19 protein-coding genes are annotated in these 15,771 nt (G+C 36.2%); 7 read left to right on the top strand and 12 right to left on the bottom strand.

The annotated features are described in order from the left end of the window. On the top strand, window positions 1-237 hold a 237-nt coding region (locus ASG38_RS18315; RefSeq protein WP_235498600.1), incomplete at its 5' end, for a hypothetical protein. Between the two features lie 88 nt (window positions 238-325). Here the strand turns inward: ASG38_RS18315 and ASG38_RS14410 are convergent. Then, a complete protein-coding gene (locus tag ASG38_RS14410) occupies window positions 326-1,579 on the bottom strand; it encodes an ABC transporter permease (protein ID WP_056072490.1) in 1,254 nt (417 codons plus the stop codon). A 6-nt stretch (window positions 1,580-1,585) separates the two neighbouring features. On the opposite strand from ASG38_RS14410, the gene ASG38_RS14405 reads away from it, so the two are divergent. Together ASG38_RS14405 and ASG38_RS14400 are read left to right on the top strand one after the other, a co-directional pair. Then, entirely contained in the window at window positions 1,586-2,872 is a 1,287-nt protein-coding gene (locus ASG38_RS14405; protein ID WP_056072487.1) for an exo-beta-N-acetylmuramidase NamZ domain-containing protein, read from the top strand. 82 nt (window positions 2,873-2,954) lie between these two features. After that, on the top strand, window positions 2,955-3,179 hold the full coding sequence (locus ASG38_RS14400; protein ID WP_143394973.1) for a hypothetical protein: 225 nt from the start codon (window positions 2,955-2,957) through the stop codon (window positions 3,177-3,179). Between the two features lie 9 nt (window positions 3,180-3,188). Here the strand turns inward: ASG38_RS14400 and ASG38_RS14395 are convergent, their stop codons facing one another. After that, window positions 3,189-3,425, bottom strand: coding sequence for a hypothetical protein (locus ASG38_RS14395; protein ID WP_056072481.1), 237 nt, complete (start codon window positions 3,423-3,425; stop codon window positions 3,189-3,191). Window positions 3,426-3,438: 13 nt separating this feature from the next. Further along, window positions 3,439-3,933 carry a YkgJ family cysteine cluster protein gene (locus tag ASG38_RS14390; RefSeq protein ID WP_056072478.1) on the bottom strand — a complete coding sequence of 165 codons (495 nt, stop codon included), beginning with the start codon at window positions 3,931-3,933 and terminating at the stop codon, window positions 3,439-3,441. A gap of 63 nt (window positions 3,934-3,996) precedes the next feature. On the opposite strand from ASG38_RS14390, the gene ASG38_RS14385 reads away from it, so the two are divergent. Further along, complete coding sequence (locus ASG38_RS14385; RefSeq protein ID WP_056072475.1) at window positions 3,997-4,716, top strand: bifunctional 2-polyprenyl-6-hydroxyphenol methylase/3-demethylubiquinol 3-O-methyltransferase UbiG; 720 nt, start codon at window positions 3,997-3,999, stop codon at window positions 4,714-4,716. Here the strand turns inward: ASG38_RS14385 and ASG38_RS14380 are convergent. The 9 genes from ASG38_RS14380 to ASG38_RS14335 form a co-directional block, all read right to left on the bottom strand. Next, the gene (locus tag ASG38_RS14380) at window positions 4,713-5,870 is read right to left on the bottom strand and encodes an aminotransferase class V-fold PLP-dependent enzyme (RefSeq protein WP_056072472.1); all 1,158 of its coding nucleotides are present in this window, start codon (window positions 5,868-5,870) and stop codon (window positions 4,713-4,715) included. The two genes, ASG38_RS14385 and ASG38_RS14380, sit on opposite strands and share 4 nt — an antisense overlap. 63 nt (window positions 5,871-5,933) lie before the next feature. Beyond that, window positions 5,934-6,338, bottom strand: a complete 405-nt coding sequence (locus ASG38_RS14375) for a DUF2059 domain-containing protein (RefSeq protein ID WP_056072468.1) — start codon at window positions 6,336-6,338, stop codon at window positions 5,934-5,936. A gap of 52 nt (window positions 6,339-6,390) precedes the next feature. Next, window positions 6,391-7,023 carry a 7-carboxy-7-deazaguanine synthase QueE gene (locus tag ASG38_RS14370; protein WP_056072465.1) on the bottom strand — a complete coding sequence of 211 codons (633 nt, stop codon included), beginning with the start codon at window positions 7,021-7,023 and terminating at the stop codon, window positions 6,391-6,393. Between the two features lie 144 nt (window positions 7,024-7,167). Beyond that, window positions 7,168-8,871, bottom strand: a complete 1,704-nt coding sequence (locus ASG38_RS14365; RefSeq protein WP_056072462.1) for a tetratricopeptide repeat protein — start codon at window positions 8,869-8,871, stop codon at window positions 7,168-7,170. A 20-nt stretch (window positions 8,872-8,891) separates the two neighbouring features. Beyond that, on the bottom strand, window positions 8,892-9,809 hold the full coding sequence (locus ASG38_RS14360; protein ID WP_056072459.1) for a PstS family phosphate ABC transporter substrate-binding protein: 918 nt from the start codon (window positions 9,807-9,809) through the stop codon (window positions 8,892-8,894). A gap of 247 nt (window positions 9,810-10,056) precedes the next feature. Next, complete coding sequence (locus tag ASG38_RS14350; RefSeq protein WP_056072453.1) at window positions 10,057-10,875, bottom strand: energy transducer TonB; 819 nt, start codon at window positions 10,873-10,875, stop codon at window positions 10,057-10,059. 33 nt (window positions 10,876-10,908) lie between these two features. Further along, the gene (locus ASG38_RS14345) at window positions 10,909-11,481 is read right to left on the bottom strand and encodes a biopolymer transporter ExbD (RefSeq protein WP_056072450.1); all 573 of its coding nucleotides are present in this window, start codon (window positions 11,479-11,481) and stop codon (window positions 10,909-10,911) included. A 22-nt stretch (window positions 11,482-11,503) separates the two neighbouring features. Then, complete coding sequence (locus tag ASG38_RS14340) at window positions 11,504-12,118, bottom strand: biopolymer transporter ExbD (protein ID WP_056072447.1); 615 nt, start codon at window positions 12,116-12,118, stop codon at window positions 11,504-11,506. An 80-nt stretch (window positions 12,119-12,198) separates the two neighbouring features. Next, the gene (locus tag ASG38_RS14335) at window positions 12,199-13,029 is read right to left on the bottom strand and encodes a MotA/TolQ/ExbB proton channel family protein (protein WP_056072445.1); all 831 of its coding nucleotides are present in this window, start codon (window positions 13,027-13,029) and stop codon (window positions 12,199-12,201) included. 452 nt (window positions 13,030-13,481) lie between these two features. Here ASG38_RS14335 and ASG38_RS14330 point away from each other — a divergent pair, with 452 nt between their 5' ends. From ASG38_RS14330 to ASG38_RS14320, 3 genes are read left to right on the top strand one after another with little or no spacing between them, the layout of a single operon-like run. Continuing rightward, window positions 13,482-15,005 (top strand): helicase HerA-like domain-containing protein, encoded by a 1,524-nt coding sequence (locus ASG38_RS14330; RefSeq protein ID WP_056072441.1) that lies wholly within the window; start codon window positions 13,482-13,484, stop codon window positions 15,003-15,005. Then, complete coding sequence (locus tag ASG38_RS14325; protein WP_056072438.1) at window positions 15,006-15,374, top strand: DMT family protein; 369 nt, start codon at window positions 15,006-15,008, stop codon at window positions 15,372-15,374. After that, entirely contained in the window at window positions 15,374-15,736 is a 363-nt protein-coding gene (locus ASG38_RS14320; RefSeq protein WP_056072435.1) for a cupin domain-containing protein, read from the top strand. The genes ASG38_RS14325 and ASG38_RS14320 overlap by 1 nt, the downstream gene beginning before the upstream one ends. Window positions 15,737-15,771: the final 35 nt, after the last annotated feature.

Here is a 15,771-nt window from a genome sequence, read left to right as displayed (position 1 = left end):
GCTTCCTGCCAGTATTTACCTATGAACTTCGCCTTTATTGCGGGTGCAAAAGTAGCACCTTTTTCCGCTTCCGCAAGCTTTATCGTAACTTTTTTTCAAACTTTTTTGCAAGGCGCTGGAAAACAGAAGTCTATAGACGAACTTTTTTTGAGATTTTTGACACCAAAATTCGACAAACCATCTAAAACAAGGGAAGCGGACTGTAAAGTATATCAAATGGCGGGTAAAACATGCTGAAAAAATGCCTGAAAAAAGCATTATTTAAGAACATGAGAGAGAAAATCTTTCAGAAATCTTCCAAAAGACACTTTCTTCTTATATAAACCTATTCAAAACGGATCGCTTTTACAGGAGAAATTTTCGTTATTATATAGGAAGGAATCAAAAGAACAGCCAGACAGATAATCAATGTCCCCACATTTAGCAATAAAATATACAGCCAATCCAAATGGGCGGGTGCGACATTCACATAATAACTGTCCGGATTTAGTTTTATAATACCGAATTGCTGCTGAATAATAATAAGACCTATTCCAATACAGTTGCCCCAAAGCAGACCACGGACAATTAAATAAAAGGCATTGTACAAAAATATCTTGCGTACTGACCAATTGTTTGCTCCTATTGCTTTGAGTATTCCGATCATCTGGGTTCTTTCCAATATAAGAACCAGCAATGCAACTACCATATTAATAGTCGCTACAATAATCATTATTACTATAATGACAATTATATTAAAGTCAAATAGCCGCAGCCACTCAAATATATTATAGTACTTTTCAGAAATTGTCTGTGTATCGAGTGTTTTGGATGCGTCTTCTTTATTTTGGGTATTGTCATAAACCTGCTGCCCTTTTTGCTCAATCTTATTAAAGTCGTCAATAAAAACTTCAAAAGCACCCACCTGATCCGGTTTCCATTTATTGATTCGTTGCAAATGACGAATGTCACCTATTATATAGGTAGCATCAAATTCCTGAAATCCGGAATTGTAAATCCCTGCTACTACAAATACTCTCAGGTTAGGCAGCTGATTACTGTTTTCTTTCATGAAAAAAGTATTGAACTTATCGCCTACTTTTAAATTGAGCCTGTCAGCAAGGTATTTTGATATTAAAACATCCGGTGTCAATTTATGCATTACATCCGGCAATTTACCTTGAACAAGATATTCATCCAGATTCTTCCATTGGTAATCTTTCCCTACTCCTTTATATATAATACCTTCAAAAGAAGTTTCTGTCCTGATGATTCCTGCTTTTGTAGCTACTGCCTGAATGTGGCTTATACCATCTACATTTTTAAACTTCGGATAAAAATCCTGATGGGTAGAAATAGGACTGATACTTACCTGGGATTGGTTATCGTCATAATTGGTAATAATAATATGTCCGTTAAAAGCCGCAACCTTTTCACGTATTTTTTGCTGCAATCCAATTCCTGTTGCCACAGACACAATCATCATGATCATGCCTATTGCAATGGCAGCAATAGCAATTTTTATAATTGGTGCAGATATACTACTTTTATGATTTTTAGCAGCAATCAGTCTTTTGGCTATAAAATATTCTAAATTCAATTTTGTATGATATCAAATATGGTTTTCAAAAATACAGCTTTATTCTTGGTTTTGTCAATTCTTTCCTGTGGAAATTCATTTAACACAAAAGCAATAAATGAGAAACCGAAAGTTCATGATACAATTAAAAGTTTTAAGGCTTCAACTGCAATTGCTCAAATAAAAACCGGGGCTGACGATTGGATGACTTATCTGCCCTACCTAAAAAAATATAAAAATATTGGCGTTGTTGCCAACCAAACCAGTATTGTCAATTATAATCCTGATGCGAAAAATTCAGAAGAAATCCGTTATGGAGCAACAACTAAATCAATGCATCTGGTCGATTGGCTAGTAGAGAATAAAATAAACGTTACAAAAATCTATGCTCCTGAGCACGGGTTCAGAGGAACTGCTGATGCAGGAGAATTAGTAAAGGACGGAAAAGACACCAAAACCGGAATTCCAATAATTTCCCTTTATGGTGATAATAAAAAACCAAAACCGGAACAATTGGCAGGAATAGACATTCTGGTTTTTGACCTTCAGGATGTGGGCGCCCGTTTTTATACCTATATCTCTTCCTTACATTATATAATGGAGGCTTGTGCCGAAAATAAAATAAAACTATTGATTTTAGACCGTCCAAATCCAAACGGCAATACCGTTGATGGCCCCATTCTCGAAAAAGAGAACTCGAGTTTTATAGGAATGCACACGATTCCGGTACTTCACGGCATGACTATAGGAGAATATGGAAAAATGATAAATGGTGAAAAATGGCTTAAAAATGGAATTCAATGCGAATTGAGCGTGGTTCCGTGTGTAAATTATACTAAGGATATGAGTTACTCGCTCCCAGTGAGGCCTTCTCCAAACTTACCAAACGACCAATCCATTAACCTGTATGCCAGCTTATGCTTTTTTGAAGGCACGAATGTGAGCCTGGGAAGAGGAACAGAGAAGCAATTCCAGATATATGGCTCTCCTTTTCTTCCAAAAACTGACTTTAGTTTTATTCCCAAACCTAATTTAGGTTCAAAAGATCCTTTGCATAATGGTAAAGTGTGTTATGGTGAAGATTTGTCGAATGCCCCAAAAGTAAAGGGTATTGAACTAAAATGGCTTTTGAAAGCCTATGCTACCACAGCTGATAAATCGAAGTTTTTTATTCCTTTCTTTACGAAATTGGCCGGAACCAAAAAGCTACAGGAACAGATTGAGGCCGGAATGACAGAAGCCGATATCAAAAAAAGCTGGGAAAAAGGAATTGAAGATTTCAAAAAAATAAGAAAAAAATATGAAATTTATTGATTGGAATCTTCCTGAAAATATGTATTTTTAGGTGCGGCTATTTTTAACGGTCGCATTTAAATCTTAATAAAATAGCTATAAAATGAATACATCGCAACTACTTTTGGATTATATGGACAAACTGCAGGAATTTTTCGAATGGATTGATTCTTATGTAGACAAAGCCATTGAATTATTCCATAACGCAAAGGAATGGGTCGAAAAAATATTAGAATATATCAAAAGAGGGATTGATTATGTCGTTGACGCCATAGGTGGCCGATTTGACGAATCAATCGAACTTCCCGAAGATTATATCTTTGTCTAATAAACGGCCTTACTTTGTAAGGTCTTTTTTTTGCTTTCTGGCAATCCTGTTCGCACCTGATTTTGCAATAAACATCAAAAAGTAAAGTACTATCAAAACGATATATATGAGGGCTGTCATAATAACGGCCTCCATAATTTTATCGAAAAGACCTCTAACTACAACATCCTGGTTGACAAAAACCAATAAAACTGAAATAATGGCTGAAGCCAAAAAGATGTAAAATAAATTTCTTTTGTGTTTCATACAGCAATTGTTTTTACAAAGGCATTCTTTTTTTCATTTCTTCTACAATATTATAAGCAGCCGGACAAATTGCTACGTTCTGCAATGTCAGGTTAGAAATCTGCTGGAATTTTTTTCTGTCTGTATGCGGATATTCTCTGCAAGCTTTGGGCCTGACGTCATAAATCATACAGTAATTTTCAGCATCCAGAAAAGTGCACGGCACACTTTGAAGCACGTAATCATTCTCTTCATCAATCCGAAGATACTGATCAATAAATTGTTGTGGCTTCTGCCGAAAATGTTTGGAAATCCTCTCAATATCTGCAAGAGTAAAAAGCGGCCCGGTTGTTTTGCAACAATTGGCACATTTCAGGCAATCTGTTTTTTTAAATTCCTGATCGTGCAATTCCTGCATGATATAATCAATATTCTTCGGCGCTTTCTTTTTAAGCTTATCGAAATACTTCTTGTTTTCGTTATGCTTATCTTTGGCCAGTTTTGGAAGATTTTTAATTACTTGTTCCAACTTCGTTTATTTGCGGACAAAGTTACACTTTCTTCCTTATCTTTTTAAACTATACTATAAATCATGAAAGACCTTTTTGGAAAAGCCATATTAGATTATCAGACAAACAACTCTCCGGAAAACCTGATTACTGAAACTTCAATTTCTGAAGCCGATGAAATGAGCGTTGCCTATTTGTTCCGAAATTATTCTACCATGCCAAAAATTGAAAAAAAAGCAATGAATCTGGCAAAAGGAAAAGTTCTGGATGTAGGTTGTGGAGCCGGAAGTCATAGTTTATACCTTCGGGATATAAAAAAATTGGAGGTTCTTCCTATTGATATTTCTGCCAATGCAATTCAAGCCTGTCGATTAAGAGGCCTTGACAATGCAAAAGTTCAGGATGTGATGCAGTTGGATTCCAATAATTCAGAAAACAAGTTTGACACCATACTTCTTCTGATGAATGGTACAGGAATTTGCGGCAGGTTAAATAATATGTCTGACTTTCTGCAACAGCTGAAATCTTTATTGACACCAACAGGACAAATTCTTATCGACTCTTCTGACATCATTTATATGTTTGATGAAGATGAAGACGGTGGAAAATGGATTCCGACTGAAAGAGACTATTATGGTGAAATTACTTTTACCGTCTATTATAAGAAGGAAGAAGAAAAACCTTTTGATTGGCTGTATGTTGACTATAATACATTACAAAACGCCGCACTTGCCAATGGTTTGCAATGCGAACTGGTTCTTGAAGGCGATCATTATGACTATCTCGCCAGGCTGACTCTTTAAGTTTTTACTAAATTGGTTGTTTCTATGATTTCTTGTAAGACTTCATAAAGCCTGTCTAAATCCTCCTGTGAATTATAGGCATTGATTGAATATCGTATATAAAAATCCCCATTTAGTGGCATAACCGGTATTTCGATTTGGTATTTTTCAAAAAGCAGTTCTTTTAGCTTTTGAGGTTCGTCTGTGCTGACCGGAATACTTGCCATTTGTCCTAAAAATTCTTTTGTAATAGGACATATTGGGGTTGTATTTAGCAAATCGCAAAAGCGCTGGTAGTTATTCAAAACTATTTCTTTGCAATTTTCCGCTACTTCGTTCCAATTATTTCTTTCGAGAAAATCAACAACTGCCGGCGTACATAAAAAAGAAGAGATATCTCTAGTGCCCTGGTATTCATGATAATCAAGAAATTGTGTTCTGGCTATTATTTCGTTATCATAGCCCCAACTCACCACCAACGGATCCAAATCGTCCTGAAATTCTTTTTTTACATACAAAAACGAACTCCCTTTTGGTGCCAGCATCCATTTGTGTAATGTTCCTGTATAAAAATCAGCATCGATCTCTTCAATATTTAAAGGAATATGCCCCGGAACATGTGCCCCATCAACAATAGTTATCAATCCCAATTCCTGGGCTTTCTTACAAATTTCCCTGACCGGAAAAATGAGCGCCGTTGCACTGGAAATCTGATTTATAAAAACAACTTTGGTATTGGAATTATAGCCTTTCCAAAAATCTTCCAATAGCTGTTCTTTTGAAACTATTGGCAGGGAAATAGGTTGGCGTACATATTTTGCTCCTGTTTTTTTACAAAAATAAGCCCATGTTTTATCCATTGCCCCATATTCATGATTTGTAGCAAGGATTTCATCACCCGGTTGAAGGTTCAGACTTCTCATAACTGTATTAATGGCAACAGTTGGATTGGGTGTAAAAAAGAAATCTTCGGGTTGGCAGCCTATATATCCCGACAGTTTTTCTTTGGCTTTTTTCAAATATGTCTCCGCTTTTTTCTGGATGAAATAAACGGGTTCATTTTCCAATTCCAATTGGAGTCTTTGATATTCCTCAAATATCGGTTTTGGGCAGGCACCAAAGGAACCGTGATTTAAAAAAGTGATGGATGGATCAAGTAGGAAAAGCTGTTTCATGGGTAAAAAAGGTATAAAAAAACCCAAATATAAATTTGGGTTTTGTATATAAAATATAATGTATTACTGCATGTATTTCATCATGATGCTTTGCAATTCTACACCCCAGGCCTGAGCCGCTTCCATAGTTTTTTCAGTCAGGACTCCTGCTTTGGAAGTTATTTTTTTCCCTAGTGGAGTTTCATAGAATTTAATCATTTCTTTAATCTCTGCATGTGTATATTCTTTCATATAAACATCAGCAACTTTATCAAAATAAGATGGCATTGTTGCATCAAAATCTTTTAAGAATGCTGCCTGTTTTGCTTCCGGAATCATTCCCAGGATTTGTTTTTTTGCCACATCAATCTGAGCAGATGCGCCTGTCATCTCAATTACTTTTTTTACATCATTTTTAAAAGCTGCATCTTGTGCAAATCCAACTTGTGCTGCCAATACGAAAGCGAATGTTACTATTAATTTTTTCATTTGTTAATTGTTTTTTATGTTGGTTTAATTATTAGCAAATATAATTCCAAATTTATGGAATATTTAAATATTTATGCGTTTGAAGCGACACTCTCCATTTTGGATTATTCATTACATAGTCAACAATCAAAGGTGTCATTGCTTCTTTCTTGCTCCATTCCGGCTGTAGAAACAGTATGGCATCTTTATTAACCTTTTCTGCCTGTTCCTCTGCAAAGATAAAATCGTGTTTGTTGTGGACAATTACTTTTAATTCGCTTGCATTGTCATAGACTGTTTGGGTAGGGAGTTTATTTTTTTTGGGAGAAAGCGTAATCCAATCCCAGGTTCCGGAAAGCGGATAGGCTCCCGAAGTTTCAATATGTACTTTTAAATCTTTTTCTTTCAGTTTTTGTGTCAACGGTCCCATATCCCAGGTCAGGGGCTCGCCACCTGTCACGACAACAGTATTTGCATATTTTTTTGCATTCTCTACTATTGCTTCAATTGCTGTTGGCGGGTGCAATTCTGCATTCCAGCTTTCTTTAACATCACACCAATGACATCCTACATCACATCCGCCAACACGTATAAAATAAGCTGCCGTTCCTGTGTGATATCCTTCGCCCTGAATGGTATAAAATTCTTCCATCAAAGGAAGCATTACCCCTTTTTCAACAGCGATTTGTAATTCTTTCTTCAACATCATCTTTAAAAATAGTCTGCAAAGATACGGATTTGATTTTGGATTGCAGTTTTTAAAAATAAGCCTTTAAACAAAAGTTTATGATAATTCCAAACAGGTATAAAAAAACCGGCATGTGTGCCGGTTTTTAAAACTATTGTTTTATTATTTTTTCAATACGTCAAGAGATTCTTTGATGTATTGGCTGTTTGGATCTAACGCCAAAGCTTTTTCAAAATATTCTCTTGCTTTTACCTTATCAGATATTGCGTAGTGTGAACCAATATAAGAATAAGCTCCAATCAAACCTGATTTCACGTTTTCTTTGGCTAATTCTGCTTCGCCTTTCGCGTGTACTACTTCAATATATTTTTGGTACGCAGCAACAGCAGCTTCTTTAGCTTCCGGCCCCAGAATAAATCTGTTGATTTTTGCTTTATTCAGATGTGCATCCTGAGTTGTTGGCGAACCAGCAACTACAGCTGCATAGGCTGTATCTGCTTTTTTAAGCAATTCCTGTACTTCCGGTTTGTTTCTTTCTGCATCGGTTTTCAAGTCGTTTGCCACATAAAACAAAACTGCGTTTCCAAGGTAGAAATTGTCAAGAAGCGCATTTTTAGAATTTGGTGCTTTTGTAGCCGCTTCAAAAACTTTAGTGGATTCCAGATATAGTTTTTGCTTGTATAATGACACTCCTAAATCACTAAATTCAGAACCAATAGCCGGGTCAATGTCAGTTGCTTTTGTTAAGTCAGCCATTGCACTGTCAAACTGAGCTTTATCTGTGATAGCACCTTCTGCAGAAATTGCTTTACCTAATTTTGCTTTTGCCAGGAAAAGGTAATCTCTTGCACTGATTCTTTTTGGGTCAACTTTTGCCAGGAAGTCATTCAATGCTTTGATACTTTCATCATAGTTTTTGTTTTCATAAGCTGCATAACCTAAATATCTGTAGATTCTAGGGTTTACCTTATCCAACTGTTGCATAGCCTGCGCTTCTTTCTGCAAAGCTTCATAATCTTTAGCAAGAATCAGGAAGTCAGCATGACGCATTCTTGAATCAAGAGAATAATCCGTAAGGCTCATGTATTTTTCATAATACTCTAATGCCTTTTTGATGTATTCCGCACGTTTTGACGTGTCGCTGGTACTCCAGAAATAATAGGTTTCGGCTAACTCACGGTAAACAGGACCGTAGTTTGCATTTAATTTGATTACTTCATTAAAAGCTGCTATTGCTTCCGGGAAAGCCTTGGCATTTTTTGTAATAACACCTAATTGCATTTTAGCACGCAATAATGAATTATCCAAATCATAGGCAGTTCTGTAGGAACTGTAGGCACTGTTAACATCAGCATCACCAAATTGAGCATCGCCCAGACTCAAGAAAGCCTGTGCATATTTAGGGTCAACAGCAATTGCTTTCTTTAAAGAAGTTATTGCTTTTTTATAATCATGCTTTTCAGAATTTATATAGGCTCTACCTATGTATAGAAATTCTTCCGCATCTTTCTTTTTCAAATTGGCGATTGCCTTATTGAAATTAGCTTCTGCTTCTGATACGTTTCCGTTATCCAAACTGATTTCTCCTAATCCGATATAATTGAAATTGCCATTATCTTTGGCAACGATTCCTTTGTCAAAATAAATTTTTGCAGAATCTGCATTATCCAGAGCAAGGTAAACTTCTCCTAAATGAAAATAATTTTTCCCTTTATCAGGACTAGATGCAATTAGTGATTTAAGGATTGTTTTGGCTTTTTGATATTGTTCCGCGTCGATTGCTTTTTTGGCCTGCTCTAAATCCTGAGCAAAAACAGCAGTTCCGAAAAACAATAACGACAAACTGATAAACTTAATTTTTTTCATTTCTTCGTTCTTTATAATTTTTATTTATTTTCGATGTCTTTTCTAACTTTTACTTCCCGTAAAGCCAGCCTGACAGGAGCCAATCCGGATTTTAAAACTATTCTCTGTCCTACGTCTCCTGCTACAAAAGTTGCAAAACCCATACCCAAACCAACAGAACCTTCATAATTTAACATATAGATTTTGCGTGTCAGAGGATATAATCCCTCTGCCAGATTGGTCTGGCTAGGTTTGTAATAGGCTGATGAATTAGGTTCACTTTTAACATTTTTGACTGCCAAAACCTTGACATTGGTTGTGGAATTCAACATGTCCGGCATAGGCTGTGTCATCCAATTCACCCCAATAACACCAATATAGCCTTCATTTTCACTGATGTATTTGATAACATCATTATTTGATTTTAAAGCAAAGATATTTTTGCTGTCTACTTTAGTCACCGACGCTTTTCTGCTTAGAAAGTCAATAGTGCTTGAGTTGGCATTATCGAAAACCAGCCCCTTGATAGAAGCAACCGGTTTTCCATTCATAAAATCGATAACGTTTTGCAAATCGATAACCGAATCTTTTGCTTTATTATTGGCAATGAGAGCAACACCGTCAATTGCAATTTGGGTTATTCTCGGAACAATGCCTTTATCTGTAAATCTTTTCTCTTCACTTTTTGACAAAACTCTCGACATCACTACCAGTTTTGTTGTATCATTTTTTAAAAGGTCAAGGATGGCTCCTTCTGTTTTGGGAACCAGATTTATCTTTTCTGTTCTTTCACTTTGAAAAACGGCAAGCTGGTCATCCATCATTGGCATGACGGTTTCGTCAACATAAAACGTAGCCGTCTGATCTTCTTTTTTCTTCTTGTCTGCACAAGAATCAATAAAGAAAATTGTCATTATAAATCCAAAAGAATAGAATAGAAATCTTAGATATTTTGGCATTTGTACAAATGTTTTTATTGTTGGTCTTTTTTGATAAAACGTATAAATCTAAAAAAAGAATATACGATTAGCAGTAATCCGAAAGCTATTCTGTAGGGTTTAGGCATTTCGATTGGTATGTCTTTCCAAAAGATAATAGCCATACCCATGACAAAATACATCAAAAAAAACAGCATTCCTAAAATAAGAAGAAATCGCCCGAGGAGCGATTTCTGATCTTTATTGGTCCTATACTTACTACCGTCCATTAATTCGATTTGATCACTAATTTGATCGGAAGGTTGTATGAAACACGCACTGCTTTACCATTTTGGATACCAGGCTTCCATTTTGGAGCTGATTTCAACATTCTGATTGCTTCCTTACCTGTTCCGTAACCTAAGTCTCTTACAACTTTGATGTCTGTAAGGCTTCCATCTTTTTCAACAACGAAGTTTACGATTACGTTACCGCTTACATCGTCATCTACTTCAGGGATTCTGTAATTCTTTTTTACATAAGCATAGAAACCTGCGATACCTCCAGGGAATTCCGGTAAAACTTGTACGGATGTATAAATTTTGTTCGGATCTTCCTCAATTACTTCAGCATCTACTTTGATTTCACTTTGTGTACCATCAAGAACTACCTCTCCACCTTCTTTTGCTTTTACTGTTTCAGAGCCTGTTTTTTTAAGTTCTTCCACAACGGCAACTTCTTCTTTTACGACCTGTTTGTCTACAACAACCGGCGGTACGTATTTTTGGATGTCAACATTACTCTGAGTCTGTTTTTGAACAACCGGCTCAACAATAATCTCTTCCTTCTTTATTGGCTCCTGCACATTTACCAAAACCACCTGTTCGTCTAATACTTCCTCTTCTTTGGTCATATTTTCAGAAATATATCTGGAGATAATTGGAATGCAAACCATGAACAAAAATATAACTGCACCAATAGCCAATGCTTTTAAGGTTCTTTTTCCGCTGTTGGTACGCAATTCATACGCACCGTAGCTTTTGTTTCTGCCTTCAAAAACATTTTCAATCCAGCTTTGTTCGAATAAGTCTAATTTTGAATTTGACATATTTAATATTTTTTAGATTTTAATGAAATCAGACTAATAAATTTTGTTTTCTTCCAAAAACTTAATGTCTGCATCTGTTATGTCAACAATCGCATATTTTTTCACCTTAGTGATAGCCATCTCATCCAGAATATCAACCAAATTTTTATAATTTGATTTTTTGCTCGGTTTTATGATAATGGTAATACCACTTTTTTCAAGATCAGCTCCGTCAGCTTTGTTTTTTGCATCAACTGCTGCTTTTTTATTAAGGATCAAATCTCTTACACCCGTTTTTCCGTATCCGGTAGCAACCGGCCCATCCAAAGGCGGCCCGTCAAATCTACCACTATACCAAACCAGTTTATCATTAGAACCTAACACTAAAGTCAAAGTTCTCCAGGCTGGTGTTTCTGGCGGAACCGGATCATCTTTTTTAGGTTCATCCGGCATTGCCAAATTCATTGATTGAGGCTTTGACAACGTAGTTGTTAATATAAAGAAGGTAATCAATAAGAATGCCAAATCCACCATGGCCGTTAAATCAACCGAAGGATTCGCTTTTTTACTTCTTACTTTGCCACCGCCTTTTTTACCACCGCCGTCGCCAGTATTTAATTCTGCCATTTCTTATGAATATATTATTTTATTAAAAATCATCATTTCTTAGACCAGTAACCAGGAAAAAGTTATTCTTGCTCTGCTTTTGCAGAATATCTAAAACTTTTTTTACTGTTGGGTATTCTTCTTTAGCATCACCTTTAATAGCGATATCCAAATCTTTACCGTCCATATCCTTAGCCACTTCTCTTGCAGTTTTTACCCAGTCAGCTAATTGATTGTTGAGCGAATCATAAGGAATTCCAGGTTGTACTCCTTCTTTCATTCTTTGTTCGTTTTTCATATCAATCAACTGTTTCATCTGCCTGATATCAACTCCAAAACCGTCAATAAGTGCAAATTTCTTTTTATCTGCGTCTGAGAATTGGATATTGTATTTTTCTCCCATTCTTTTCAGAGTTTCCTCTCTGGTTGCTCTTCCGGTTACACCAAAAAACACTTTCTCTTTACCAATTGTTAAGGTAGCTAGATTTTCTTCCGGCAATTTGGTCTGAACCGTTGAGGCCGGGGTATCTACTGGCAAAGCTTCAGGGACTTTTGCTGTAGCTGTCATAATGAAAAAGGACAGAAGAAGGAATGCCATGTCACACATCGCAGTCATGTCAATTCTGGAACTTTTCTTTGACAATTTTATTTTAGCCATTGTTTTTACTTTTTTAATCAAAGCCGAGAAGGAGAAACTTCCCTTCCCATAGCTTTAATATATTATGAAACTTATTTTAATTAGTCACGGTTTGTAGCTCTTCTGTAAGCCTGAGTGATCGTAAAACCAGCCTCATCAATAAAATAAGTCAATGTATCAATTTTAGAAGTAAAGTAGTTGTAAACCACAACCGCAAGAGCTGAAGTTGTAATACCTGTCAATGTGTTGATAAGTGCTTCAGAGATACCGTTTGCCAATTCTGCCTGGTCTGGAGTTCCAGAAGTTGCCAATCCGGCGAATGCTTTAATCATCCCCGATACTGTTCCCATCAATCCTAATAATGTACCCAAAGATACCAATGTAGAAAGGATAGTTAAGTTTTTCTCAAGCATTGGCATTTCTAATGAAGTAGCCTGCTCAATTTCTTTTTGGATTACTTCAGATGCTTTTTCAGTATCGAAATTCTCTCTTTTAACTTCCTGGTATTTAATCAAACCTGCTTTTACTACGTTTGCAACAGAACCTTGTTGCTTATCACAAGCATCTAATGCACCTTGGATATCTCCAGAAGCAATTTGTCCTTGTACGCTTTTTACAAATTTTTCAACATCACCTTTTCCTGCTGCCTTAGAGATCACAAAAAATCTTTCGAATGAGAATACGATTGTCATTAATAGTAATCCCATCAATACAGGAACGATATAACCTCCTTTGTAAACCATACCTAGATAGTTACCCACTAAAGGTTGTCCATCAGGATTATCATTTTGGAAGTTTGATGGAGCTCCCATTACGAATTTCCATACTAGAATTCCAATAAGAATACAAATTACGATCGTCAATCCTGCAAATACGTTAGAGCTTTTGCTTCCTCCATTGTTTTGAACCTTTGCGTTTGATGCCTGTGCCATTTTTTTTAATTTTAGTTTTTTAATTTTTAGAATTTAATTTTGGTAATAGATAAATTTATTTATCCCTAGATATTTTATAAGAACGACAAATTTATATTTTTAGTGGATAAAAAAAAATAAATTGCTGTTTTTTATTCCGTCTTAACTATATATTATTACAATCTTAACGAATAAATAATAAGAAATTTAAAATAATTAGTTTCAAAAAAATAGATATTTCTCTGGTTTAAAACAACTTAAGTCAATTTTATCAAAAAAACAGCCTGTTTCAGCCCTAACAAACTCTGTTTTATAGCGTTGAATTATAACTTCATAATGATAATTTTATTACACTCCCTAATATTAAAATTATATGCCAATTATTTAAGGTATATTTTGTAGCAATAAATAAAAACAATCCTAAATTTGTAAATATTTGTTCATTTCTATTCATCCTAAACATTTTTTTGCTCATGGCTTCCAAAGAAGACTTCATCAGTCATATTAACACGGGTTATGCTACAAAAGGAGAAAGCATCACGTTGGGTGGCGCTATTTTTAACGGAGAAGCACTCCCGGATGCACACATTAAAATCCCTTTAAAAACCTTAAACCGCCACGGTCTTATTGCCGGAGCAACGGGAACAGGAAAAACAAAAACGATACAGGTCTTTTCTGAACAGCTTTCATTATTAGGCATACCGGTTCTGATGATGGACATCAAAGGAGATTTTAGCGGTATAGCCAAACCAGGCGTTGAACAGCCATTTATTACAGAACGTCATTCCAAAATAAATATCCCTTATCAGGTATCGGGATTTCCCGTGGAATTGCTGACACTGTCCAAACAAAATGGAGTTCGCTTGCGTGCCACCGTTTCGGAATTTGGACCGGTATTGTTTTCAAGAATATTAGATCTTAACGATACACAGGCAGGAGTCGTTGCCGTAATCTTTAAGTATTGTGACGACAACCAGATGCCATTGCTTGACCTGAAAGACATTAAAAAGGTAATCAATTATATTACTGAAGAGGGCAAAGCCGAAATTGAAGAGCATTACGGCAAGATTTCCACTTCAACTACCGGTACTATTCTTAGAAAAATAATTGAGTTGGAGCAACAAGGTGCCGATATTTTCTTTGGTGAAGTATCATTTGATGTCAATGACCTGATGCGGATTGATGAAAACGGGAAAGGGTATGTAAACATTATCCGCCTGACCGATATTCAGGACAAGCCAAAACTTTTCTCTACTTTTATGTTGAGTCTTCTGGCAGAAATCTACAATGTGATGCCGGAACAAGGTGATTCCGGACAACCGGAACTGGTTATTTTTATTGACGAGGCGCATTTAATTTTCAATCAGGCCAGCAAGGCTCTGCTTGACCAGATTGAAACCATCGTGAAACTGATTCGTTCCAAAGGAATTGGAATTTATTTTGTAACCCAGAATCCTATGGATGTTCCAAGTTCTGTTTTGGCGCAGTTGGGATTAAAAATCCAGCATGCTTTAAGAGCTTTTACCGCCAATGACAGAAAGGCTATTAAGATGACTTCTGAAAATTATCCTATTTCAGAGTATTATAAGACCGATGAATTATTGACTTCCCTGGGAACCGGAGAGGCTTTGGTTACGGCATTAAATGAAAAGGGAATCCCAACGCCGTTGGCCGCTACTATAATGCGGGCACCTATGAGCCGTATGGATGTTTTGACTGATGCCGAGATTGGGGAAATCAACAACAGTTCCAAACTAACCCGGAAGTATAATGAAGTTATTGACAGGGAAAGCGCTTATGAGATGCTGACCAAGAAAATACAGGACATCCAACAGCAAGCTGCCGAAACCGCCCAAAAAGAACAGGAGGCAAAACAAGAAAAGAAAGCCGCAAACGAACCTATGAGCCAAACGACGAAAAGCATTATTAAGGTAGTCACAAGCGCTACTTTTATAAGAGGCTTTTTTGGGGTGCTCACTAAAATATTTAAAAAATAAATGAAAAGCTTTATCACGATAGGACTTTTGGTGCTATCTAATATTTTTATGACCCTGGCCTGGTATGGTCATTTAAAATTTAAGGAATTGAAATGGTTCGAGAATGCCGGATTAATAACTATTGTTTTGATAAGCTGGGGGCTGGCTCTTTTCGAATATTGCTTTCAGGTTCCTGCCAACAAAATAGGTTTTAACGGAAATGGCGGTCCATTTTCTTTAATGCAGCTCAAGGTGATACAGGAAGTCATCACTTTAGTGATTTTTGTAATTTTCTCACTGCTGTTTTTCAAGAACGAGACTTTCAGATGGAATCATGCCGTAGGTTTTGTATTCCTTATTCTGGCGGTTTACTTTATATTTAAGAAATAATGAAAAAATACACCCTGCAAAAAAGCCCTTTTGTTGTCCCTACAAACGACGGCAAACTAATCGAAGAGCATTTCGGGAATGCTACCAATAACAATTCAGATGTTTCTATTGCGCATATGGTTGCGCCTCCAAAATGGAGCGAACCATTTCAGGTTCCCGAATTTGATGAGTATACCTATATTATAAGAGGTAAAAAGCAGTTTATTATTGAAGGCGAAACTCTAATTTTGGAAGCTGGACAATCTATTAAGATTGAAAAAAATGCCAGAGTACAGTATTCCAATCCGTTTGACGAACCTTGCGAATACCTGTCGGTCTGCCTACCTGCTTTTTCTTTAGAAAAAGTTAATAGAGAAGACTAACCCTTTTAAATTTGGTAACTTTACATACAAATGAA

The sequence above is a fragment of the Flavobacterium sp. Leaf359 genome (assembly GCF_001423985.1).
Classification (GTDB): domain Bacteria; phylum Bacteroidota; class Bacteroidia; order Flavobacteriales; family Flavobacteriaceae; genus Flavobacterium; species Flavobacterium lindanitolerans.
The sequence above is the reverse complement of the archived record's forward strand: the minus strand, read 5'-3'. Positions and strand labels throughout refer to the sequence as shown.